Origin of the sequence: Paenibacillus artemisiicola (assembly GCF_017652985.1) — a bacterium.
In the GTDB taxonomy this organism is placed as follows: domain Bacteria; phylum Bacillota; class Bacilli; order Paenibacillales; family Paenibacillaceae; genus Paenibacillus_Z; species Paenibacillus_Z artemisiicola.
In genome coordinates, this window is sequence record NZ_JAGGDJ010000018.1 from 26,824 (window position 1) to 50,740 (window position 23,917).

At 65.0% G+C, this 23,917-nt stretch carries 15 protein-coding genes; 9 read left to right on the forward strand and 6 right to left on the reverse strand.

Annotated elements, in window-relative coordinates:
• The first annotated feature begins 754 nt into the window (after window positions 1-754).
• The 6 genes from I8J29_RS19560 (at window position 755) to I8J29_RS19585 (ending at window position 11,346) form a co-directional block, all read left to right on the forward strand.
• Window positions 755-1,720 carry an ABC transporter permease gene (locus I8J29_RS19560; RefSeq protein ID WP_338113231.1) on the forward strand — a complete coding sequence of 322 codons (966 nt, stop codon included), beginning with the start codon at window positions 755-757 and terminating at the stop codon, window positions 1,718-1,720.
• Window positions 1,721-1,775: 55 nt separating this feature from the next.
• On the forward strand, window positions 1,776-2,699 hold the full coding sequence (locus I8J29_RS19565) for a carbohydrate ABC transporter permease (protein WP_208849196.1): 924 nt from the start codon (window positions 1,776-1,778) through the stop codon (window positions 2,697-2,699).
• A 152-nt stretch (window positions 2,700-2,851) separates the two neighbouring features.
• On the forward strand, window positions 2,852-4,555 hold the full coding sequence (locus tag I8J29_RS19570) for an extracellular solute-binding protein (RefSeq protein ID WP_208849197.1): 1,704 nt from the start codon (window positions 2,852-2,854) through the stop codon (window positions 4,553-4,555).
• A 273-nt stretch (window positions 4,556-4,828) separates the two neighbouring features.
• Window positions 4,829-7,552, forward strand: coding sequence for an alpha-L-rhamnosidase (locus I8J29_RS19575; protein ID WP_208849198.1), 2,724 nt, complete (start codon window positions 4,829-4,831; stop codon window positions 7,550-7,552).
• A 115-nt stretch (window positions 7,553-7,667) separates the two neighbouring features.
• The gene (locus I8J29_RS19580) at window positions 7,668-9,869 is read left to right on the forward strand and encodes a hypothetical protein (protein WP_208849199.1); all 2,202 of its coding nucleotides are present in this window, start codon (window positions 7,668-7,670) and stop codon (window positions 9,867-9,869) included.
• 160 nt (window positions 9,870-10,029) lie between these two features.
• Window positions 10,030-11,346 (forward strand): hypothetical protein, encoded by a 1,317-nt coding sequence (locus I8J29_RS19585; RefSeq protein ID WP_208849200.1) that lies wholly within the window; start codon window positions 10,030-10,032, stop codon window positions 11,344-11,346.
• A 411-nt stretch (window positions 11,347-11,757) separates the two neighbouring features.
• On the opposite strand, the gene I8J29_RS19590 is transcribed toward I8J29_RS19585, so the two are convergent.
• From I8J29_RS19590 to I8J29_RS19600, 3 genes are all read right to left on the reverse strand, one after another.
• Window positions 11,758-12,441: an MBL fold metallo-hydrolase gene (locus tag I8J29_RS19590; RefSeq protein WP_208849201.1), complete on the reverse strand. Its 684-nt coding sequence runs from the start codon at window positions 12,439-12,441 to the stop codon at window positions 11,758-11,760.
• A 178-nt stretch (window positions 12,442-12,619) separates the two neighbouring features.
• The gene (locus I8J29_RS19595; protein ID WP_208849202.1) at window positions 12,620-13,822 is read right to left on the reverse strand and encodes an MFS transporter; all 1,203 of its coding nucleotides are present in this window, start codon (window positions 13,820-13,822) and stop codon (window positions 12,620-12,622) included.
• A 685-nt stretch (window positions 13,823-14,507) separates the two neighbouring features.
• Entirely contained in the window at window positions 14,508-14,789 is a 282-nt protein-coding gene (locus I8J29_RS19600; RefSeq protein ID WP_090644768.1) for an ArsR/SmtB family transcription factor, read from the reverse strand.
• A 295-nt stretch (window positions 14,790-15,084) separates the two neighbouring features.
• On the opposite strand from I8J29_RS19600, the gene I8J29_RS19605 reads away from it, so the two are divergent.
• Complete coding sequence (locus I8J29_RS19605) at window positions 15,085-15,543, forward strand: MarR family winged helix-turn-helix transcriptional regulator (protein WP_208849203.1); 459 nt, start codon at window positions 15,085-15,087, stop codon at window positions 15,541-15,543.
• 110 nt (window positions 15,544-15,653) lie between these two features.
• Here I8J29_RS19605 and I8J29_RS19610 read toward each other — a convergent pair whose 3' ends face one another.
• On the reverse strand, window positions 15,654-16,682 hold the full coding sequence (locus I8J29_RS19610) for a serine hydrolase domain-containing protein (protein WP_338113234.1): 1,029 nt from the start codon (window positions 16,680-16,682) through the stop codon (window positions 15,654-15,656).
• Between the two features lie 303 nt (window positions 16,683-16,985).
• Here I8J29_RS19610 and I8J29_RS19615 point away from each other — a divergent pair, with 303 nt between their 5' ends.
• Both I8J29_RS19615 and I8J29_RS19620 read left to right on the forward strand, forming a co-directional pair.
• Window positions 16,986-18,254 carry an MFS transporter gene (locus tag I8J29_RS19615; protein ID WP_240546334.1) on the forward strand — a complete coding sequence of 423 codons (1,269 nt, stop codon included), beginning with the start codon at window positions 16,986-16,988 and terminating at the stop codon, window positions 18,252-18,254.
• 498 nt (window positions 18,255-18,752) lie between these two features.
• Window positions 18,753-20,825, forward strand: a complete 2,073-nt coding sequence (locus tag I8J29_RS19620; protein WP_208849206.1) for a peptidoglycan D,D-transpeptidase FtsI family protein — start codon at window positions 18,753-18,755, stop codon at window positions 20,823-20,825.
• 103 nt (window positions 20,826-20,928) lie between these two features.
• Here I8J29_RS19620 and I8J29_RS19625 read toward each other — a convergent pair whose 3' ends face one another.
• Together I8J29_RS19625 and I8J29_RS19630 are read right to left on the reverse strand one after the other, a co-directional pair.
• Window positions 20,929-22,386 carry a copper amine oxidase N-terminal domain-containing protein gene (locus I8J29_RS19625; RefSeq protein ID WP_208849207.1) on the reverse strand — a complete coding sequence of 486 codons (1,458 nt, stop codon included), beginning with the start codon at window positions 22,384-22,386 and terminating at the stop codon, window positions 20,929-20,931.
• Window positions 22,387-22,526: 140 nt separating this feature from the next.
• Window positions 22,527-23,915 (reverse strand): MBOAT family O-acyltransferase, encoded by a 1,389-nt coding sequence (locus I8J29_RS19630; RefSeq protein WP_208849208.1) that lies wholly within the window; start codon window positions 23,913-23,915, stop codon window positions 22,527-22,529.
• Between the last annotated feature and the right edge of the window lie 2 nt (window positions 23,916-23,917).

Consider the following 23,917-nt stretch of genomic DNA (forward strand, 5'->3'; position numbering starts at 1 on the left):
GTGAGCCAGTAACCTACATAGACGGCGAACGGGCCGGAACCAGCGCAGGAGGGTGAGCCAGTAACCTACATAGACGGCGAACGGGCCGGAACCAGCGCAGGAGGGTGAGCCAGTAACCTACATAGACGGCGAACAGGCCGAAAGCAGCGCAAGAAGGTGACCCAGTAACCTACATAGGCGTTAAACGGGCTGAAAGCAGCGCAGGAGGGTGATCCAGTAACCTACATAGGCGTTAAACGGGCCGGAACCGGCGCAAGAGGGTGACCCGATAACCTACATAGGCGTTAAACGGGCCGGAACCGGTGCAAGAAGGTGATCCAGTAACCTACATAGACGGCGAACAGGCCGAAAGCAGCGCAAGAAGGTGAACCAGTAACCTACATAGACGGTAAACGGGCCGGAAACAGCGCAAGAGGGTGACCCGGTAACCTGCAAAAACGGCACGCGACCGGGGGTATCGCGCCGCTTTCGCCGTTTGCGCTGCCCGGCACACGGGTTCACGCGCAGTCCGCTCGGCCGAGCGCCTCGCCGCTCGGCCGTGCCCGGCTTGCCCGCGGGCCAGCCGCGAGCCCGCCCCCGCCCCGCAGGGGCGCATGCCGCTCGCGCCCGCCCGTTTCGTGCCGGCATGTCCGCCCGCATCCGTCCGCACTTCGCCCAACGTCAAGAAATCTAATAAAATGTAAAAAATCCCGCATGTGAAACGCTTACATAACCCGCTACACTTGAAGTATCCCAAACGGAAAGAGGGGAGCAAGTGGAAGCGCAAACCGATAAAAGCCTCGTTCTTCCCTACGAAGCGGACGCCGCCGCGACGAAGCGCACGACCTGGAAACGAATCCGCAAAAACATCGATCTCTATCTCTGCCTGACGCCGGGGCTCGTCTACTTCTTCATCTTTTGCTACATCCCGATGTTCGGGCTGCTGATCGCCTTCAAGGACTACAACATGTTCCAAGGCGTCTTCAAGAGCCCGTGGAACGACTTCGCGTACTTCAAGGAAATGATCCACCTGCCGGACCTCTACAAGATTACGCGGAACACCCTCATGCTGAACGTGCTCGGCCTCGTCTTCGGCTTCCCGGCGCCGATCATCCTCGCCATTCTGCTGAACGAGGTGCGCAGCAACTATTTCAAGCGCGTGACGCAGTCGCTCCTGTACCTGCCGCACTTCATGTCCTGGGTGCTCATGGGCGGCATGATCTACGCGCTGCTATCGCCGAAGTACGGCATCGTCAACCAAGTCCTGCAGTGGATCGGCCTGCAGCCGGTGTATTTCATGGGCGAGAACGCCTGGTGGGTGACCGTCTTCATCGGCTCGGGCATCTGGGCCGGCGTCGGCTGGGGCACGATCATCTACCTCGCGGCGATGACGACGCTCGATCCCCATCTGTACGAGGCGGCGGCGATCGACGGCGCGGGCCGGTGGAAGAAGATCGTTCACGTCACGCTGCCGGGCATCATGCCCACGATCGTCATTCTGTTGATCCTGAACCTCGGCCACATGGTCTCGATCGGCTTCGAGCAGCCGTACGCGATGATGAATCCGCTCGTCATGGACGTGGCGGACGTGCTCAGCACCTACATTTACGATCTCGGCATCCGGCAGGGCGGCTTCGGCTTGACGACGGCGATCGGCATGATCCAATCGCTCGTCAATCTGGCGCTCATTTTCGGCGCCAACTTCGCGGCGAACAAGATGGGCCGCGAAGGCATCTGGTAGCGTCCGGCCGCGCCGCCGCACATCCGAACGACAGCCGGGAAAGGGGAGAATCGTCATGCCGCAGCAAGCGGAATCGGCCCGACCGCAGGGATACCGCCACAAGAAACGGTACTCCGGGTGGGACGTGGCCTTCAACGTCTTCAACTACGGCCTCATCAGCGTCATCGCGTTCGTCTGCATCTTCCCGTTCGTCAACACGATCGCCAACGCGTTCAGCAGCAGCCACGCGATTCAATCCGGCAAGGTGTTCCTCTGGCCGGTCGGATTCCAGCTCGACGCCATGAAATCGGTGTTTTGGGACGACAACGTCATCCGCGCCATGCTCGTCACGATCTACGTCACGGTGGTCGGCACGGCGATCAACATGGTCATGACGATTTTGACGGCGTACCCGCTGGCGCGGCGGGACCTGGTGGGGCGCAAATATTTCATGAACTACATGATCTTCACGATGATGTTCAGCGGCGGCCTCATTCCGAGCTACCTGCTCAACAAGGAGCTGGGCCTGCTCAACACGCTCTGGGCGATCATGATTCCCGGCGCCGTCAGCGCCTTCAACGTCATCATCATGAAGTCGTTCTTCCAAAACATGCCCGAGGAGCTCCGCGAGGCGGCCGTCATGGACGGCTGCGGCAACATCCGCTACCTCGTGCGCATCGTGCTCCCGCTCTCCGGCGCGGTCATGGCGACGATCGGCCTGTTCTACGCCGTCGGCCACTGGAACAGCTACATGGGCGCGGTCATCATGATCGACAACCCCGACCTGTACACGCTGCAGGTGCGGCTGCGGAACATTTTGCTGCTGTCGCAGATGGATACCTCGCTCGAGGTCATGCAGCAGCAGGGCAAGCTGCAGGTCATCGAGGAGTCGCTGAAGGCGGCCACCGCCGTCTTCGCCACGGTGCCGATTCTGATCGTGTATCCGTTTCTGCAGAAATACTTCGTCAAAGGCTCGTTCCTCGGCTCCGTGAAGGGCTGACGGAAGGCGGCGCGCGACAGGAACGGAGGGCCGCCGGCCAACGCGGCGCTCCTGAGATAGAGGCCCGGCTGCTCGGGAGAAGCGGCGGAAGGCGAGGCAAGGCGCATCCGGGTCGGAAGCATTCCTGTAAATCAAGCAAAGGAGGAATACCGGTGGTCAAATTCAAAACGGGGGCCGCGTTCGGCCTGGCGCTCATCCTGGCCTTCGCCATGCTGCTCGCGGCCTGCTCGAACGGGAATAACGGCAACGGAGGCGCAAGCGGCAACGGGGGCACGAACGGCAGCGGGAACGGGGGCGCCGCGGCGGCCGGCGACGGCGGCACGCAGCCGGCGAACGAGCCGAAAGAAGAAGCGCCGGCCAAGACGGCGAAGCTGCGCGTCATGATTTACGACCGGGGCAACGCGCCCGAGGGCATGAAGCTGACGGAGGCGCCGCTTCTCAAGTGGGCGCAGGAGCAGGTGAAGCCGCTCGGCATCGACCTCGAGTACGTGGCGGTGCCGCGGGCGGAAGCCGAAGACAAGCTGAACGTGTGGCTGGCTTCGGGCCAGGCGCCGGACATCATTTTCACCTACGACACGAACACGCTCTTCAAGTACGCGGAGCAGGGCGGCATCTGGCAGCTGGACGATCTGCTCGCCGAGTACGGCCCGCAAATCCAGAAGAACAACCAGAAGGCGCTGGACGAAGCCGGCACGTACGAGGGCAAGCGCTTCGCCATCCCGGCGCTGCGCGCCAACCCCCACGTCGGCCCGGCGATGAAGATCCGCCAGGACTGGCTCGACAAGCTCGGCATGCAGGCGCCGACGACGCCCGACGAGCTGTACGCGGTGCTGAAGGCGTTCAAGGAGAAGGATCCCGGCGGCGTCGGCAAGGATAAAGTGGTCCCGTTCGCGTTCCCGGCCATCGGCAAGGCGTTCATGTACGCCATGTCCGGCGCGTTCGGCATCAACCCGCAGCTGATGGGCAACGGCACCGACATGTTCGGCGGCGTGTGGAAGGACGGCAAGTTCGTCTCCAACATCGCCACGCCGAACGCGCTCGAGATGTTCAAGTTCCTCAATAAGCTGTACAAAGAAGGGCTCATTCCGAAGGAATTCGGCACGGACGTCAACAACCAGCAGTTCAACCAGTACGTCGCGCAGGGCGTGACCGGCTTCGTCGAAAACAACGATTCCGGCTGGGGGCTTACCGACTCCACGCGCAAAGCGGTGCCGGACGCGAGATGGATGCCGATCGACCCGCTGAAGAGCGCGGACGGCAAGCAGTACGCCGGCGGGGCCCCGGACTACGGCATGTTCATCATGATTCCGAAGGCGAGCAAGGAAGAACAGGCAATCGCGGCCGTGAAGTATTTGAACTGGATGGCCGATCCGGCCAACATCGTAACGCTCCAATCCGGCATCGAAGGCGTGCACTACAAGGTCAACGCCGACGGCACGCGCGAGGTCATCGATCCGGAGAAGAACGCGAAGGAAGTCGACTGGTACGCCGGTCCGGGCGACCTGGAGATCATCCAGCAGGGCCAGCCGATGAGCACGCCGGAGCAGCTGAAGGTCGCGGGCACGAACGCGAAGCTGTTCGACGTCGATTACTACGTCAACGTCACGACCAAGTACGATTCGGTCTTCGCGAACTACACGCCGCCGGCCGTCATCCTGACCGATCCGCGCCCGTTCGCGCAGAAGAACCAGGAGACGATCAAGAAGTTCCTCAACGAATCGATGACCAAGATCATCGTCGCCGACGATCCCGAGAAGGAATACGACACGATGATCGCGGGCTGGAAGAAGCTCGGCGGGGAGCAGTACGACCAGGAGCTGACCGACGCGTACGCCAAAATCGGCTATACGCCGTAATCGCGGGCGCGTTTGCGGCCGAAGGGGGAGACCGCTGACGCGATCAGCGGTCTTTCCGCGCCGTTGGCCCGCAGGGGGAGAATAACCGGCCGGGCGAACGACTGGCCGGGTGGCCGGCGCGAACGACCGGCCGCTGTCGGAGAGCGGCCGATGGCTAGGAGATCCGGCTGATCGTCGGCCGGACGATATCCATGAAATCGGCGCAGGCCGCCGGGGAAGGGCGCAAGAGCCCGATCCGATCCGGCCTGCCGCCCAGGCGGAGGGGGATGCGCCATGACGCTGCGCGTCTATGGCTTGAGAACGGAATACCTGACCGATCCGGTAGGGATCGACGCGCCGCGGCCGCGGCTGGGCTGGCTGCTCGGCGCGGACTTCCGCGGGGCGGCTCAATCCGCCTGCCGCGTGCTGGTCGCGAGCGCGACGGAGCTGCTGGCCGAAGGGAAGGCGGACGTATGGGATTCGGGCAGGCTCGCGTCGGACCGTCCGGGTCCCGTCGCGTACGGCGGCCCGCCGCTGTTATCCGGGCGCCGTTACGTCTGGAAGGCGATGGCGTGGGACGGGGACGGCCGCGAATCGCCGTGGAGCGAGCCGGGGTCGTGGACGATGGGGCTGCTGTCGCGGGCCGACTGGACGGGCGCATGGGTCGGGCTGAAGAGCGCCCATAAACCGACGCATGCCGAGCCGAAGCCGGCCGCGTACGTGCGCGGCGCCTTCCGGACCGAAGGCGGCGGCCGGGTCCGGCGGGCCGTGCTCCACTGCGCCGTGCTCGGCGCCTACGAGCTGCACGTCAACGGGCGGCGGATCGGGGAAGGGACGCTTCTGCCGGACTGGACGGATTACAACGTCCGCCTGCATTACCAGACGTTCGACGTCACCGGCGAGGTGGCGGAGGGGGACAACGCCCTCGCGCTCCTGCTCGGCCACGGCTGGTATTCCGGCTACATCGGCATGTTCGGCTACCAGCGTTACGGCCAGGATCCCCGCGCGCTGGTACAGCTGAATCTCGAATACGAGGACGGCTCGCGGCAGTCCGTCGTCTCCGGCACGGACTGGAAAGCGTCGTTCGGCGCGCTGACGGCGACCGATTTCCAGATGGGCGAGACGTACGACGCCCGGCTGGAGGCGGCCGGCTGGACCGGCGCCGGCTTCGACGACGCGGCTTGGCCGGCGGCCCAGCGGTTCTACGACTTCAAGGGCCGGCTGCGGGGCGCGGTCATGCCTCCGGTAAGCGCCGTCGCCGAGCTGGCGCCCGCGTCCGTCGTCCGCAAGCCGGACGGCCGCTATCTCCTCGACATGGGCCAGAACATGGTCGGCCGGCTTCGGCTGACGCTCCGGGGCGCGGCGGGCGACGTCGTGACGGTGCGCCACGGCGAGATGCTGGACGCCGCCGGCGAGCTGTACACGGACAACCTGCGGCTGGCGCGGCAGATCGACGTCTATACGCTGAAGGGCGACGGGCCGGAGACCTTCGAGCCGCATTTTACGCTGCACGGGTTCCGATACGCGGAAATCGCCGGCTGCGGCGACGATTTCGGCGCGGCGGACGCGGCCGGGGTCGTCTACGCCACCGCGCTGGCGAAGACGGGCTCCCTCGAGACGTCGGATCCGCTGCTGAACCGGCTGCTGCGCAACATCGAATGGACGCAGCGCGGCAACTTCGTCAGCGTCCCGACGGATTGTCCCCAACGCGACGAACGGCTCGGCTGGAGCGGCGACGCGCAGGTGTTCTTCCGCACGGCCGCCTACTTCGCGGACGCGGCGCCGTTCTTCGCGAAATGGATGGCCGATCTGGCCGACGCCCAGCGCCCGACCGGCGCCTTCACGGATTTCGCGCCGTTCATCGCCGGGGGCAAGACCGAGCACGGCGGCGACATGACCTACGACCATACCGCCTCGGCGGGCTGGGGCGACGCCGGCGTCCTCATTCCGTGGATGATGTACCGGACGTACGGCGATACCGCGATCATCGAGGCGCACTTCGACGCGATGGCGCGCTGGATCGGCTTCCTGCGCGACCTCCGGCCCGGCCATCTGCGCGAGGACCTGCCGCAGTTCGGCGACTGGCTCTCGCTCGCCGAGGCGCGCGGGCCGAGCGGCCTGCCCAATACGGCGCCGTTCTCGACGACGCCGTACGACGTGTTCGGCACGGCGTATTACGCGCATTCCGCCGACCTCCTGTCGCGGATGGCGGCGATTATCGGCCGGACGGCGGAGGCGGAGCGGTACGCCCGGCTGTTCGCCGAGATCAAGGCGGCGTTCAACGCGGCGTACGTCGACGCGGAAGGCCGGATCAAGGGCGATACGCAGGCGGCCTACGCGCTCGCGCTGGGGATGGAACTGCTGCCGGAGCCCAAGCGGCCGTATGCCGTGCGGCGCATCCTCGAGCTGCTGGAGGCGAACGGCTGGCATATGACGACCGGCATCCACGGCACCAAATATTTGCTGGCCGCGCTCGTCGAGGCCGGTCATGAGGACGCCGCGTTCCGTCTGCTGAACCAGCGGGAATACCCGTCCTGGTTCTACTCGGTGCTGCAGGGCGCGACGACGATCTGGGAGCGCTGGGACGGCTGGACCGAGGAGCGGGGCTTCCAGCGCCCGGGGATGAATTCCTTCAACCATTACGCGCTCGGCGCCGTCGGGGAATGGCTGTTTCGCTTCGTCGGCGGGATCGACCTCGATCCGGAGCGTCCCGGCTTCCGGCATATCCGTATTCAGCCGCGCATCGGCGGCGGCTTGGAACATGCCGACTGCCGTTACGACTCCGCGGCGGGACCGATCGTCTGCCGCTGGAGGACCGCGGCCGGGCGGCTGGAGCTGGACGCGGAGATTCCCGCCGGCGCGACCGCCGAGGTGCGCATTCCGCGGCGCGCGGGCCGGCGGGTGACCGAATCGGGTGCCGATCCGGCGCGGGCCGACGGCGTGAGGGCGGTCGTGGAGACGGACGCCGCGCTCTTCGTGACGGTCGGCTCCGGGAGCTATCGGTTCGTCGCGGAGTAGCGTGAGGGCGCCCCGGCAGGAGCAAGGCTTCGCGGCGCAGGCAAGCAAGCGGGCGCGGCTTCGCGGCCGCGCGACAATCCGTCCGCCCGAAGGGGCGGCGAAGCGGGGGGAACGCATGAACAAGCAGACGTATCTCGACTACGTGAAGGCGGCGGTGCTCGAAGGACGCCGCCAATACGAGGCGGCGCTCGAAGGCTGGCGCAAGACGTACAGCCCCGACAAGTTCCTCGGGATGTACAGCCCGCCCGGGAACCTCGGGCTGCAGGCGCAGACGGAGGCGTTCCTGTACCGGATCACCGGCGAGGAGGAGCACGGCCGGTGGGCGAAACGGGCGCTGCTCGACATCGAAGCGTTCAAGGACATCGTGCCGGAGGCGGTCCGCCGGCGCCATCCGGAATACGAGACGGGCATCACGTCGTTCGAGCCGATGTTTCAGGGCTCGCATTATATCCAGGGCTATCTCGACGTGAAGGATTCCGGGCTGTTCACGGAAGCGGAGAAACGTCAGGTCGAGGATTCCATCCGCACCGCCGTGCAGGCGGTGAAGCACTACCCGGAATGGGGCGCGCACAACCGCTCCATGCTCCGCGTCTATACGCTGGCGCTGGCGGTGGAGGCGCTCGGCGACACGGCGGAGACGCGCGAATGGGCGAAGCTGCGCGATTACATGGCCGAGGAGTCGTTCGGCGGCTGGTCGATCGAGGACGCGGAGCTGTACCTGCCGCTCTGGCTCGGCTCGACGCTCATGTACGCGCGGCTGACCGGGAGGGAGGACGACTATTACGCCAAGCCGCAGACCAAGTATTATTTCGATTTCATCGCGCGCCTGATCGCCCCGCACGGGCAAATTCCGGATTTCGGCGACGCGCATTTCAACGCGTTCTGGTACTTGTGGACGGCCTGCCTGGAAAAGGGCGCCGCGCGGTACCGCTGCGGGCGCATGAAGTACGCGGCGAACCTCATCTACGGCTACGCCATGTCGCTGCAGCAGGGGCCGCCGTCGATTTACCTCGCGGCCTACTTCGCCAACGCCTACGACTGGAGCGACGACGCGGTGGAGCCGCGGCGCCCGGACGGCGGAAGCGAGCTGCTGCTCGACGACCTCGTCGGCAAAAAAATCGCGTTCCGCAGCGGCTGGGACGACGACGCCTCGTACCTGCTGCTCAACTACCGCGACGAAGGCGACTACGCGGCGGTGCCCCGCGAGTACTTGCGGCGCACGATCTTCGCGCCGGCGGAGAAGGCTCATCACGGCCACGCCGACGAGAACGCGGTCTGCTACCTCGCGCAGGGGGGCTGCGTGCTGCTGCACGACGGCGGGTACCGCGACGCGGCGCCGAACGGCAAGTACCGGGCGGACATCTACCACAATCGCCTCGTATTCCGCCACGGCGTTCCGGACGGCGGCGAACGGCTGTACGATTTCCTGCACGACGACGGCTCGTACAAGCGGGCGACGACGGAGAAGCTGCATTTTCAGACGTTCGCCGAGCTGGATTACAGCCGGACGCGGACGGTCGACCCGCTGCGCGCGGTCGTCTGGGACCGGTGCGTGACGTATCTGAAGCGGGAAGGCGTCTACGTGATCGTCGATTGGACCCGGTCGCAGGCAGCCGGACCGCTCACGATCGCGAACCTGTGGCATCCGTCGGCGGTGCTGGCGGCGGGGGAGCGGCACGTCGTCGGCCAGGTGCGGCGGATTCACCAGATGCCGGACGATCCGCGGCCGGTCGAGAACGGCCGGGAGCTGGCGCTCCTGGTCGAATTTCCGGCAAGCGGCACGGGCGCGGGACGGCGCGTCGGGCGGGAAACGATCCGGCGCTGCTACGCCGACAGCGAGCTGGTATACGAGGCCGATGCCCGCGAGACGGCGCCGGGGGAGATGAACGTCTTCGTCACCGTGCTAACGCCGGTGCCGGCGGCCGGCGGCGGGTCGCTGCCGCTCGGCCGGGTGTCGGTCGCGGAGCTGCCCGCGGACAACGGCCGCCTCGGGCTGCGATTCGCGTCCGAAGCGCGGACGATCGAGCTCGGCTATAAGCTCGATCTGGACGCCGGGCTGCTGCGGACCGAGGCGATTCCGAAGTACGGCTGGCCCGAGAGCCGGCTCGGGTACGGCGCGCTCGCAACGGACGCGGACTTCGCGTTCGTCTGCCGGGGCGGCGGGGAAGCCGGCCGCTACGGCTTCGTGAACGGCGTCGGCCTCGAGCTGGACGGCGCCGGGCTGTTCCGGACGCCGCCGATGTCGGCGTACCAGTTCGCGTCGTCCGCGTTCGAGACGAAGGATCATAAGTGGCGGGCGTGGGACGGAGAGTTCTGAGCAGCCGGCCGGGCGCGGCTTTATCGCTCGGCTTGCGCGGGCCGGGCGCCGGGAATGCGAAGCGCAAGCCTAACGCGCCTGCCGCGCGAAGCGCAAGCCTAACGCGACGGCCGCGACTCGCCCGGAAGCCCGCGCTTCCGCCGAAGAAGGAGGAATTCGCATGCTGCGACCTTTCATGGAAATCGAAAACTGGGATTCCGTCGGCATGCCGGTCGAGGAATCGGCTAAGCGGCTGCAGCGCTTCGCCTACCTGGACCGGCAGCTGATGCGCCTCGAAGCGGGCCATATGGCGGCCCGGCCCGAGTATGAGATCAAAGGCGCGCTGGCGTGGCAGGACGCCGAGCATCACGACCAGCTCCGCGGCCGCGCCCGCCAGCTGCGGATGAGTCCGGCCGCGTTCGACAAGTGCCCGGACGAGGCGCTCGCGGCGCTGGCGGAGCAGGCGCTGCGCTCCCCGTCGACGCTCTGCCTGCTCGTCGCGCTGTTCGAGGCGATCAAGCCGGCGCAGCTGGCGGCGATCGATGCGTACGCGGCGCGGGCGCAGCCGCTCGTCGACGAGCCGACGCTCCGGCTGCTGCGCCATCAGCGCCTCGACCGCGAAGCGCAGCTCGCGTGGGGCCGCGAGGCGATCGCGCACGCCGCGGCGCAGGCGGACACGGCCGGCCGCGAGCTGGCGGACCGGTGGCTGCGCTGGCTGCGCGCGCTGCTGGACGCGGCTGGCGGGCCGGACGGCACCGGGGCGCGCGTCCCCGCCGATCCGGCGCTGGCGGTGCCAGCGGCGCCGTTCGCGCTGCCGGCGAAGAGCACGCGCGACGCGCGCTTCGCGACCTCGGTCGTCAAGATGCGCGGCATGGCGTTCGCGGACGACGCGCAGGGCCGGATGCTGCAGATGATGCTGCACCGGTATTTCGAGATGTCGCCGGCCGAGGCGGTCGCCCACGTGCATTTCTCCGCCGAAGACCGGCCGTGGAGCTTCTACCTCGATACGGCGCGCCATATGTGGGACGAGGTGCGGCACTGCTGGTTCGGCGAGGCGGCGCTGCGCGCGAGGGGATACGACGTGTACGCGTTCGAGAACTGGACCGGCTGGTACGACATGACGGCCCAGCTGTTCGAAGGCGACGAAGCCTATACGCATCTGACGATCGCGATCGAGAAGGCGGGCATGAAGTACCCGCCGGGCAAGCGGGAGGAGTGGGAGTTCTGCCGCGACGCCGCGAAGGACCCGCTCATGACGACGTTCCAGGATTTCGATTGGGCGGACGAGGTCGTGCATGCCGGCTTCGGGCAGAAATGGATCGTCGACGCCGTGCACGACGGCGATGCCCGCAAGGCGCAGGCGGCCGCCGACGAGACCGTCGCCAAGCGAGCGGCGTATATGGCGCGGTTCCGGGACGGCGGCGATGGCGACGGCGGAGGCGGCACCGGAAGCCCGGGCGGCGACGGCGGCGCGGCCGGCGGACTCGGCGGATATTAAGGTGCTCTGCGTCCGGCGCAAGCAGCTGCCGTTCGGAGGCCAGGCTTCCTTCCAGGTGAAGTCCGCCGTACGGCCGCCAGGCGCCGGCTCAGCCAGCGTCCGCCGTTTGCCGACGGCGAACCGGATAACTGCGTCAAACGAATACGCAGGTTAAGCAAGCGGCTTCCCCCTGTTCCCGAGGAGCGGGCGGAGGCCGTTTTTGCCGCTATTTTTCGAAACATTTCGCTTAACTGGAAGTATTATCCTTTACGGATATCGGGATCGTAAAGAAGGCGCGACCGGACGGGGAGCGTCATCCATAATGTATGATAGGCAGGCGCGCCAAAAAAACGGGCGGCTTTCCGGCTCCGGGGGAGCAAACGGAAAGCCGCCCGTTCGGGCTTGGCTTGGCGAAGCGCGATCAGACCGCAATCAGCCGACCGCGATCGGACCGGCTTCGACGATCGCCCGCAGGCGATCCTGCAGGTTGTCGATGCATTCGCCGCCGTGGAAGGCGATGACTTTCGCGAGGTCGAGGCTTTGGAACTTGGCGATCGATTGCAGCGCCGTCTCCTGGTCCGGCGTGTACGCCGGGTTGTACGCCTGCAGCACGCCATCCTGCGCCGTCAGGGCGTCGCCCGCGATGAGCGTTTTGGACGGGATGTGGTAGTAGGAGGTATGGTCCGGCGTGTGGCCGGGCGAGAACACGACTTGAAGGCCGCCGGCGAACGGCAGGATGTCGCCGTCCTTCACGACGACGTCGACGTTGACCGGCGGGGCGAGCCGCTTGCTCTTGACGAGCGGCACTTCGCCGGCGAGGTACGGCACGGCGACTTGATGCGCGATCACTTGAACCCGGTCGCCGAAATATTGCGCGAGTTCGGGCAGCGTGCCGATGTGGTCCATGTCCTGATGGGTGATGACGATTTTGGTCAGCTTCTCGAACGGAACGGACGCCTCTTGGAACGCGGCGCGAATCAGCTCGAGCGAGCCCGGAATGCCGGTATCGAACAGAATGACGTCCTTCTCGTCCCAAACGACGGTCGGAATGAAGGGATTGCCGCGGTTTGCCGCGCCTAACGGAATGGTCGTGATGCCTACGCCCGATTGAGCCATGTCGAACACCGCCTTAGAAAAGTAATTAACTATCCTTGCTTCTCGTCTATTATTTCATTGCGCCTAGCCAAAAAGCAATCCCTCTCCGGCCCTGTCCGGGGTCGAGAGAGGGATTGCTTGCCGCCGATCGGCGCTGCTCGGCTGATCGGGGCGGTTGCGCGCGCGATCCGGCCGGCGCTTACGCGCCGATCTTGTCCGCGGCGGCCTCTTGCCGCGCGGCGCGCGCGGCCGTTCCGACGCGGAGGTAGCCGAAGGCCGCCGCCGACAAGAGGACGGCGAGCGCGACGCCGCCCGCCCCGATCCAGGTGACGGCGGTCAGCGAGGCGCCTTCGACGACGATGCCGCCGATGCCCGCGCCGGCCGCCATCGCCAGCTGCACGGCGGAGCTGTTCAGGCTGAGCATGATGCTGGTCGCCTCGGGCGCGAGCGAGATCAGGTGGTACTGCTGCGTCGGGCCGGACGACCAAGCGGAGAACGACCAGAGCATGAGCAGCGGGAACATGAGCGCGGCCGACTGGGCGGCGAACGAAATGACGATCAGCCAGGCGGCGTGGAGCGCCATGCCGATGAGCAGCGTGCGGCGGTAGCCCCAGCGGTCCGTGCCGAAGCCGCCCAGCTTCGAGCCGATCAGGCTCGCGATGCCGAACGCGAACAAGGCGATGCTGACGGCTTTTTCGCTCATGCCCGTAATTTCAAGCAGGAACGGGGAAATATACGTGTAGGTGATGGAATAGCCGCCGATCCAGAAGAACGTGATGCCGAGGCCGACGAGAATCTTCGGGTTCTTGAGCAGCCGCAGCTGGTCGCGAAGCGGTACCGGCAGCTCGCCGTCCGTCTTCGGAATCGTGAACGCGATGAGCAAGAGCGCGAGCAAGCCGAGCAGCCCGATGCCGCCGAATACCGCCTGCCAATCGTAGACGGAGGCGGCGAGGCGGCCGAGCGGCACGCCGACGATCAGCGCCGTGCTGAAGCCCATGACGAGCGTGGCGATGGCGCTGCCCCGCTTCTCCTCGGGCGCGAGCTTCGCGGCGACGGTCAGCGCCGTCACGACGAACACGCCGCTGCTGAGCGCGACGACGACGCGGGACGCGATCAGGGCGCCGAAGCCCGGAAGCACGAACGCCGCGGCGTTCCCGACGACGAACACGGCAAGCGCGTACAGCATCAGCCGCTTGCGGTCGGCCTTGGCGGCGGCCGCCATCAGGAAGGGCGTGCCGAACCCGTAAGCCAGCGAAAACACGGTAATCAATTGGCCGGCCGCGGCGACCGACACGCCGACGTCGTCGGCGACTTTATCGAGAATGCCGGCGATGATGAATTCGGACGTGCCGACCAAAAAGCTGACGATCGCCAGCATATAGATTTTCCAAGCGTAAGACAAACGATCCAACTCCTATCCGGTTTGGTTTTTGGTATGGTTCCGTTCTTGGCCGTTGACGGCGCAATCTCTATCTCTTGATTTCTGGACTTCTTTATTTCCGTGCGACGCGGTTCATAAGGGCACAGCCCACCCATTTTGGTTTCTCTCCGGCTGGCCATTCAGGTGCGGTGCAGCAGGATTCTTTCCTTGCGAGCGGACACGGATGCCGTGATTGGGGCAATCCGACGCGGTTTTCGGATTTGGCGGCCACAGGAGACGCTAAATGCCGGAATCGGCGTCTTATTTAGGCCGGATGAGGCAAATAGCGGAACCTGTGGCCGCACAGCAGGCAAAAGAGCGGATATGGCATAAATAACGGGCTCCTGTGTCCGCGAATGGCTATGCTTAGTAGGGCTGCAAGACGAACTGCAAACGGCGCCCTTGCTATTCGTTTGGATCCCGTTACGGCGTCGATCCCGCTCGCGGCTCGGCCGGCTGTCGATGTACGATACCGTGCGCGGCCGCTGGCGCCTTCTCACCGAAGCGCAGGCGTTCGCTCGAGTCAGGAGTAATGCCGCGCATGGCCGCTTGCCGTATTCGCGCTTCGGGCGTCCCGCGAGTCGAATCCTGTTTCGCCGAAGCCTCGTTTCCGCGCAGCCAATATTTTTATATTTCTAAATTAATCGAAATATACCCCGCAAAAAAGCTAACCCAGCAAATAAGGGGCGTATTTCCGGGCGACTTCGCGGTTGACGCTGTAATAAATGTACGTCCCGTCCTTGCGCATGGTGAGCAGGCCGCATTCCATCAGCTGCTTCAGGTGATGCGACAGGGTGGAACCGGCGACGCATTCGAGCTTGCCGCCGATGTCGGAGCAGCACAAGTTTTGTTCCTCCGTCAGGAGCATCGCGATTTTGATCCGGGTCGGCTCTCCGAGTGCTTTGTACACTTTCACCGCTTGTTTGACATCCTCGTTATCCTCGACCATCTGCTGCCACCGCCTTATTATTTCGACATGTATTGAAATAGTACCATGCACCGGAAACGATGTAAATAGCGAGTTTCGCGGAAGCATGCGCGAGCGAGAAGTTGATGGTTGCCGTCAGCAGAGAGGAAGAGCGGTAATCGCGGCCTGATCCGCGTTTGAGGGGCTAGCACGGGTCGGCGGTGCCGATCGCCAGAAAATTTCCAGATGCTGGCGCCCCGCTCCGGCGCGAAATTGACATTGCCGTACGATTGCGCTATACATAGTTGTATGTACAATAAACAAAGGAGGCCACGGGATGGATAACCGCAATGAACGACCGGCAGCCGATCCGGCCGATGACGCGTTCCTCCGTACATGCCTGTTCTTCAACGCGAACCGGCTGAGCCGCGCCGTGACGAAGATCGCCGAGGAGCAATTCGCCAAGACGGGATTGTCGCCGATGTACGGCTACCTCGTCCGAATCGTGAATATCATGCCGGGCATCACGCAAAAGCTGCTGGCCGAGAAGCTGTACATCACGCCTTCGACGCTGACGCGGTTTATCGATAAATTGGAAACGAAGCAGCTCGTGGAGCGCAAGGTGAGCGGCAAGACCGTCCTGGTCTATCCGACGGAGAAGGGGCTCGCGCTGGAACCGGAGATTCGCGCCGCGTCGCGCGAATTCAAAACCAAGTACGAGGAAGTGCTGGGCTCGGAAATGGCGGCGCTGCTGTCCGAGGAGATGGAGAAGACGAGCGGACTGCTGGAGAAGTAACGCCCGGGCGGCCGCTCGTGTCGAATGCCGGTCCGCCGGCGCATCTTGGGTCATTGTTCAGCAAGCGTCGGCCTCCGGGCCGGCGCTTTTTTGCGCGCGTCCGGGGCTGCCTAGCCCGCCGAGACCGCGCGCCGCAGCTCCGCGGCGAGCAGCGGCGCGACGAATTTGCGGAACACGTTGCCGGGCGGCCGATCGGTTCGCCATTTGTCCGCGGTGAGCACGACGACGATGTCCAGGCTCGGCACGACGTAGACGAACTGGCCGCCGTAGCCTTGGGCGAAGAAATACGCCAGCGCGGGCGCTTGTCGCCCCTCCGCGCCGGACCCGCCGTCCGCCGCTTGCGAGTCCGTCTCGCCGGGCTCGGCCGCCGCATCCTCGGCCGCGTCGTACGAGTCGCTCCACCAATGCCAGCCGTACCAGCCCCGCCGCGGCTCCTCCGATTCGATGAACGGCCGCACGGAGCGGACGGCCAGCGCGCGCGGCACGATCGGCTCGCCGGACCATTCGCCTTCCCGCAGATACAGCTCGCCGAACTTCAGCATGTCGAGCGGGCGCAGCTTCATGCCGAAGCCGCCGGTATGGACGCCCTGCGGGTCCGTCTCCCATTCGTACGCCTCGATGCCGAGCGGGCCGAACAGCCGCTCCTCGGCGAACCGGGCGACCGGCATGCCCGCGGCCCGCGCGAGCGCCGCCGCGAGCAGCTGCGAATTGCCGGAATTGTACTCCATGCGCGTGCCGGGATCGTCCGCGAGCGGCAGCTCGAGCACGAAGTCGAGCCAGTCCGGCGTCTTGGTCATGCGCGGAAACGAATTGAGCCCGCCGAATTCGGTCCATTCGAAGCCGGCGGTCATCGTAAGCAGATGCTCGAGCGTTATCGACCGTTTGCGGGGATCGGAATCGGCGGCGAGCCGCGGGAAGAACGCCGAGGCCGGCGTCGCGGCGTCCGGCAGCTGGCCGCGGCCCATCGCGATGCAGACCAGCGCGGAGAGGACGCTCTTGGTGCAGGAATTGATCCGGGCGGGCTCGGCCGCCGTGCCGGGCTCCCGGTAATGGTCGTAGACGAGCCGGCCGTGTCGGCTGATCAGGCAGCTTCGCAAGTTGAGCGGCGCGATCGACGCCGTCAGCGGTGATAAGTCCATGGTATCCATCCTTGTCTATAGCCGTGATGAGCGATTCATCCGTACCGCCTTAGTTTACCATTTGCGGGAGCGGAATCGAAATCGGTCCGGCGGGCGGTCTCGGTCCGAGCGGGATCGCGTTCAAGGAACGGAAGGGATGCGATTCAAAAAACGGATTGACAATCGCGTCTTCGGCACATATATTTGTTGTACATACAAAATAAAATCCGAGGCTGAAGGTTACCCGCATTCCCAAACCGAAGGTTCGCCGCCGGTTTCATGCGCCGGAAGCCTCGATATTCCATTGAAACGGAGCGTGTTGTCTTGCAACCACCCGCGAAATCATCCTCTTTCCACTATGGCTGGGTCGTCGTGCTCGTCGCGTTCGCCGCGCTGCTCGTCTCGGCGGGCATCCGGTCCATGCCGAGCATTCTCATCGTGCCGTTCGAAACGGAGTTCGGCTGGGAGCGCAGCGGAATTTCCGGCGTCATCTCGGTCGGCATTTTCCTTTACGGCCTCGTCGGCCCGTTCTCGGCGGCGCTGCTCGCCAAATTCGGCATTCGGCGCGTCATGGTCTTCGCTTTGATCGTGCTGGCCGCCAGCATGTCGCTCACGCCGCTCATGACGCAGCTGTGGCAGTACGAACTGCTGTGGGGCGTCGTCTCCGGGCTCGCGACCGGGATGATGGCGAACGTTCTCGGCGTCACCGTGGCGAGCCGTTGGTTCGTCAAGCGCCGGGGGCTCGTCGTCGGCATCCTGACCGCCAGCGCGGCGACGGGCCAGCTGCTGTTCCTGCCGCTGCTCGCGCAATTGACCGTGCATCAGGGCTGGCGGTACGCGATGTACACGGCCGTCGGCGTCATACTCGCGCTGCTCGTCATCGTCGCGCTGTTCATGCGCAATCACCCGTACGACGTCGGGGCCGCGCCTTACGGCGCGGACGAAGTCGCCGAGCCCGAACCGTTCCGGGGCAGCATCTTCCTGACGCCGCTTCTGACGCTGCGCGACGCGGTGAAGAACAAAACGTTCTGGCTGCTCGCCGGCACGTTCTTCTTCTGCGGCTTCTCGACGAACGGCCTTATCGGCACGCATCTGATCGCGGCCTGCGGGGATCACGGCATCGAGGAAGTGACGGCGGCGGGGCTTCTCGCGTTCATGGGCGTGTTCGATCTCGTCGGCACGACGCTGTCGGGCTGGTTCACGGACCGGTTCGACTCCCGCAAGCTGCTGTTCTGGTACTATGGCCTGCGCGGACTGTCGCTGATCTTCCTGCCGTTCGCGCTCGACGCGACGCCGGCGATGCTCGTCGTGTTCTCGGTCTTCTACGGTCTCGACTGGATCGCTACCGTGCCGCCGACCGTCCGGCTCGCGGCGCAGGAGTTCGGCAAGGAGCGGGCCGGCATGGTGTTCGGCTGGGTCGTCGTCGCCCACCAGGTCGGCGCGTCGGCCGCGGCCTACGGAGCGGGGCTCGTCCGCCAGTTCACCGGCACGTACTCGACGACTTTCGTGACCGCCGGCTTCATCTGCCTCATCGCCGCGCTTATGGCGCTGCGCATCGCGAAGCAGGCGTCGGCGCTTCGGGCGCAGGCTTAACTCATTGCTTGGATCATTGCTTGATTCAGCGCTCTTCAGACGGTTGCCCCCGCGCTCGCAGGGATTGCCGTTGAAGAGCGCTTTTTGTATTTATCGGGCTTGGCGCCGAGGGGAGCCGCTAAAAGGAATTAGCTGACGGCATGAGAAGGTGACCCGGTCACCTACATGGGGAGAACGGCACGTCTGGGGGTGCGAAAAGGTTACCGGGTCACCTTCACGGGGGCGAATGGCACGCTTGGCGGCGCAAGAAGGTTAGCGGGTCACCTTTGCGGGGCGAACGGCACGTCTGGAGGCGCGAGAGAAGGCTGCCGTAACCCGGCCGAAAAAGGTTTTTTCGCCAACCGGTTTCAACGCTGCCGCCAGCGGGTAAATAGAAACGTTCATTGGGCATCCGGCGAAGTTGTGGCGATTTTGTTTCCGTTTCCTTAAAAGACAGGAAATCGCGCGGCCGACGGCGAATACATACCGGATAGACTTTGGGGTAAGAGGAGTGCACGGATGAAACAGCAAGACGACCACAAGGAACATGCCGCCCGTAACCGGAACTCATTCACCTTGCGCCTGAACATTTTCTTCGGCGCGACGTTTCTATTATTCAGCATTCTGATCGTGCGGCTCGCGATTCTGCAATTCGTCGACGGACCGACGCTGCAGGCGCAGTTCGACAAGAACAGCACGCGGGAAGTTCAGATTCCGCCGATCCGCGGCAACATTTTGGATTCGAAGGGCACGCCGCTCGCCTATTCCACGTCGACGCAATCGCTGTATTTCACGATTCCGTCGAAGTTCAAGCAGGCGGACGCCGACAAGCTGGCCCAGCGCCTGCTCGACGTGTTCACGAAGTACGGGAAGGCCGATCAAGCCATATCGCTCGCCGAGATCAAGAAGCGGATGGACATGGACCATATCCAGAACACGTACTCCGTGCCGCGCCGGATCAAGCTCGGGCTGTCCGAGACGGAGATTGCCTATTTCGCCGAAAACCGCGAAGCGTACCCCGGCATCGACGTCGTCGAAGAGAGCGTCCGCAACTACGACAAGGAAGACGTGGCGGTTCAGCTGATCGGCTACTTGAAGAAATACCGCGGCGTCCGGGAAACGATGACCAAGTACAAGGACATCGAAGAAGGCGACGACAGCGGGCAGCAGTACCTGGACGACGAAGACGTCGGCGTCGACGGGCTCGAATACATGTACCAGGACGTGCTGCGCGGCAAAAACGGCCTCAAGACGTATCCGGTCAACGCGCAGAACACGATCGTCGGGCCGCCGACGGTCACCGTGCCGGTCAAGGGCGACAACCTGTACCTGACGATCGACAAGCGGGTGCAGATGCTGACGCAGCAGGCGATCATGAACCATCTGGATTTCATGAAGCACGCGACGTCCGGCTCGTGGACGGACGGCGCGGACGCAACGACGGGCTACGCGGTCGCGATGGAAGTGAAGACCGGCAAAATCGTCGCGATGGCGAGCATGCCGGATTACGATCCGAACGTCTGGTCCGGCGGCTCCATCAGCACGGAAGACCTGAAAGCGATCCAGTACTTTCAGGCGAACGGCACGATCCGCCAGGCGTATCCGCCGTACGACGACGAGAAGGAGCGCAACCGCCACCCGTCGTCGATGGTGCCGCTCGGCTCGACGCAGAAGCCGCTGTCGGTCCTGCTCGGCTTGAACGAAGGCTTGATCACGACGCATACGCTGTATCAGGATAAAGGCGTGTTTTATTTCGGCAAAGCCGGCTACCAGGTCGCGATTCACGATTCGCAGGGCCACGCGTACGGCACGATCGACCCCGCCGACGCCATCGCGCACTCGTCCAATACGTTCATGGCGTCCGAGATCGGCAACAAGCTGTACCAGAAGTACAAAGGCGCCAAAGGCGTGGACGTGTGGGACAGCTACATGAAGCAGTTCGGGCTCGGCGTGACCACGCAGAGCGGGCTGCCGGGCGAAAACAAAGGCGTTATCGACTATTACCACGAGTCCGAATCCGCGAGCCCGCAATCCGCGCTCATCCGGGCGTCGTTCGGCCAACAGGCCAAATACACGACGCTGCAGCTCGCGCAGTACGCCGCCATGCTCGGCAACCGCGGCAAGCGGCTGCAGCCGCAGTTCGTCGACAAGATCGTCGACCAGGACGGCAAGGTCGTGCAAGGGTATACGCCGAAGGTGCTGAACACCGTGACGTTCCCGAAAGCCTATTGGGACGAAATCGACGACGGCATGAGCCGCGTATCGGTGCAGGGCTTCGACGACTTCAAGTACAACTTCCTCCGGAAAACGGGGACGTCCGAGCAGGACGTCGGCGACCGGAAGAAGGTCGAGAACTCCGTGTTCATCGCGCTGGCCCCAGCCGAGGATCCCGTCCTCGCGGTCGCGGTCGTCGTGCCGGACGGCGGCTTCGGCGCGTACGGCGCCGCGCCGATCGCGCGCAAAATCTTCGACGCGTACGACGAATACGTCGGCCTCGACGGCACGCCGCATCCGAAAACGACGGACGCGAACGGAACGGCCGACGGCAAGGACGCGGCGGGTACGACGAATACGACGACCGGCGGGCACTAAGCCGAAGCGCCATAATAGTGAAAGACCTTGAGGCTTGCGGGCCTCAAGGTCTTTTTTGCGTGGCATGGCGCGGAGGGGCTTCAGCATTAGGCGGGCTAGCCGGTTACTTCGCGCCTCCCGCCTCCACCACGTACCGCACGCTCCACGCGTTCGGCCGCTCGGTCCGGACGCCGAGCCCGAGCAGCTCCGCGAGCCGCACGATCGGCACCTGCGTCCCGCCGCCGACGAGCCGCGCGGGATACGGCAGCTCGGCTGGGCGGCCGTCGACCGACGCCGACGAGCTGCCGATCGTCAGCGCGACGCGCTTCCCGCCGCGCGCCACGACGAGCGTCTTCGCGGCCTGGTTCCAGTCGAGGGTCGCGCCGAGCGCGGCCGCCGCTTCCTTCGCCGGCACGAGCAGCTCGCCGTCGCCGGGCACGATCCGTCTCGTGAACGCGTCTTCGCCCGGCGCCGCCGCGTTCGCCGCGAGTCCCTCGCCCGCGTCCGAGCCCGCGACTACGGCGACGCTCGCGCTCACGGGATCGCCCTCCGGCGTCAGCGCCAGCGTGCGGACCTGCTCCGCCAGCTCGCCCGAGAACGACTGCGCGTTGGCCGCCGTCATGCGGAAGCGCGGGTCGTCCTTGCCGATCGCCGCGGCGATCGCCGAATTGACGGCTTGGCTGTGATGCGAGATGTCCTTGTACAGCCCGAGGTCGTACGTCCACTCGCCGGCCGTCCGGAAGTCGTATACCCGCGCGTTCGGCAGCGCGTCGAACTGCCGGAACATCCAGGCCGCCATGTCGAGCTGGTTCCGGTAGCGCGTCTCGTTCGTCTGCGCCCAGACCGCCTCCCGCAGCACGCTGTACGGCGGATAGTAGAACGTGAACCGCACTTCCGGATGCGCCTTGACGAGCGACAGGACGCGCGTCTCGAAATTCCGCCGGATCACCTCGAGCGGCTCCTCGTTCAAACCGAAGTACGTCTCCTCCTGCTGCGCGTCCCGGTAATCCTTCAGCACGGCCGCCTTGCCGAAGCGCACGCTGCCGTTCCAGTTGTAGAGCGTCTCCAGGCTTTGCGTGCCGGAGCCGGTCAGCGTCTTCGCGATCTCCTTGATGAACGGCCCGTACACGCTGTAATTGAGCAGGTACCGGTAGTCGTTCCAGCGGTTGTCGTCGTAGAGGTAATCCGGAAACGGGCCGGCCGCCTCCTGATCGCCGTTCTTCAGGGCGAAATAATCGAGCCCCCAAAGCACTTGCTTCACTTTGCCCGTCCCGATGGCAAGCTTCGCGATCTTGTACTGTTCGTCCGCCGTCGAGCCCCGGATGGACAGCTTGAGCGCGTGCCCGCCTAGCGCCCGGCCGACCTCGGAGGGCAGGAAGTTCTCCGTCATCGACGTGCCGACGATGATCGTGTCGTAGTCGTAATGCAGCGCGAGCCCCGGATTCTGGTATCGCTGCTCCGACGAGAAGAACGGCCGGAAGCCGAACGGCTTGTGGTAGAACTGCAGCGGATCGACGACGAACGTGACGAGCGCGGCGAGCGCCGCGAACAGAACGGCGAGCGCGGCGGTCCGAAGCAGCATCGCTCGGGCTGCCTTCGCCTTGATGCGCGCGCCCGCTTCGGGACGGGGCGCGGAGCGGGGCGCGCCGAGCGGGCGGTCTTGCCTTGCGGGAGCCGGCATGGGCACGGGAGGTCACCGTCCTTCTTGGAAGTGGGCGTCAGTTAGAAGTTGAAGTACAGGAACGCACTGATGCGGTTGAAGTAAAGCAGCGAGAAGACCAGCAGCGCGGCCGCGGCGACGGACGTGCGCCAGGTCGGCCGGAACGTGTCGGCGAGGCGCGACGAGTTCCGGCACAGCAGCACGATCGGCACGAAGAGCGCGATCAGCAGCAGCGGCGGCGCGAGCGTCTTCAGGTCCGCGAGCGAGACGCCCTGCAGCCCGGCCATCCCTTTCAGGATGCGCGCCGCCTGGCCCCAGCTGTCCGCGCGGAAGAACACCCAGGTCGCGTTGATGAACATGAACGTGACGAACCAGGCGAGCGGGCGGGGGAGCGGCCGTCCGAGCTTGCCCCAGATGCGGTGCGCAACCTGTCCGACGCCGTGCAGCAGGCCCCAGAACAGGAACGTCCAGCCGGCGCCGTGCCAGAGCCCGCCGAGCGCGAACGTGACGACGAGGTTGCGCAGCATGACCGCTTCGCCGCGGCGGTTGCCGCCGAGCGGAATATAGACGTAGTCGCGCAGGAAGCGGCTCAGCGTCATGTGCCAGCGCCGCCAGAAATCCTGGATGCTGAGCGCTTTGTACGGGGAGTCGAAGTTTTGCGGCAGCTTGATGTTGAACACGAGCGCGGCGCCGATCGCCATGTCGGTGTAGCCGCTGAAATCGAAATAAAGCTGGAAGGTGTACGAAAGCGAAGCCGTCCAGGCGGCGATGAAATGCGTCGCGTTCGCGAAGCCGTCGTTGGCCGCCGCGGCGAACGTGTCGGCGAGGACCACCTTCTTGAACAAGCCGATGCAGAACAGGTAGACGCCGCGGGCCGCGTTCGGCCACTGCCAGATTTTGTTGCGGAGCCGGTCGAACTGCGGCATCATCTCGCCATGGTGCAGGATCGGGCCGGCGATGAGATGGGGATAGAAGGTGACGAACAGCATGTAGCCGACGAGATTATATTCGGCCGCTTTGCCCTTGTAGGCATCGACGAGATAGGCGATCTGGGTGAAGGTGAAGAAGCTGATGCCGAGGGGCAGCAGCAGGCGAAGCACCGGGAAGGCGTGCCCCGTCCAGTCGGACAGGGTGCTCAGGAAGAAGTCGGCGTACTTGTAGTAACCGAGCAGAAGCAGGTTGCCGGCGATCGCGGCGATCAGGAGGGGCTTGCGGCGCGCGGCGGGCTTCCCGCTTCGCGGCTGCACGAGCCGGCCGAACGCGTAATTGAAGGCGATGGAGCCGAGAATGAGCGGCAGGTACAGGACGTTCCAGTACCCGTAGAAGAACAGCGACGCGAGGGTCAGCGAGAGCTTCGCGGCGACGAGCAGGCGGACCCGGTTGAGCAGGAAATAGACGGCGGCGGTGACGGGCCAGAAAGCGAAGATGAAGGCGTACGTATTGAACAGCATCG

Coding starts and splice junctions, on each gene's coding strand:
- I8J29_RS19575 (WP_208849198.1), top strand. CDS start 4,829: ATGACGCTGCGCGTCTATGGCTTGAGAACGGAATACCTGACCGATCCG.
- I8J29_RS19610 (WP_338113234.1), bottom strand. CDS start 16,682: ATGGACTTATCACCGCTGACGGCGTCGATCGCGCCGCTCAACTTGCGA.
- I8J29_RS19605 (WP_208849203.1), top strand. CDS start 15,085: ATGGATAACCGCAATGAACGACCGGCAGCCGATCCGGCCGATGACGCG.
- I8J29_RS19600 (WP_090644768.1), bottom strand. CDS start 14,789: ATGGTCGAGGATAACGAGGATGTCAAACAAGCGGTGAAAGTGTACAAA.
- I8J29_RS19590 (WP_208849201.1), bottom strand. CDS start 12,441: ATGGCTCAATCGGGCGTAGGCATCACGACCATTCCGTTAGGCGCGGCA.
- I8J29_RS19580 (WP_208849199.1), top strand. CDS start 7,668: ATGAACAAGCAGACGTATCTCGACTACGTGAAGGCGGCGGTGCTCGAA.
- I8J29_RS19585 (WP_208849200.1), top strand. CDS start 10,030: ATGCTGCGACCTTTCATGGAAATCGAAAACTGGGATTCCGTCGGCATG.
- I8J29_RS19625 (WP_208849207.1), bottom strand. CDS start 22,386: ATGCTGCTTCGGACCGCCGCGCTCGCCGTTCTGTTCGCGGCGCTCGCC.
- I8J29_RS19630 (WP_208849208.1), bottom strand. CDS start 23,915: ATGCTGTTCAATACGTACGCCTTCATCTTCGCTTTCTGGCCCGTCACC.
- I8J29_RS19620 (WP_208849206.1), top strand. CDS start 18,753: ATGAAACAGCAAGACGACCACAAGGAACATGCCGCCCGTAACCGGAAC.
- I8J29_RS19565 (WP_208849196.1), top strand. CDS start 1,776: ATGCCGCAGCAAGCGGAATCGGCCCGACCGCAGGGATACCGCCACAAG.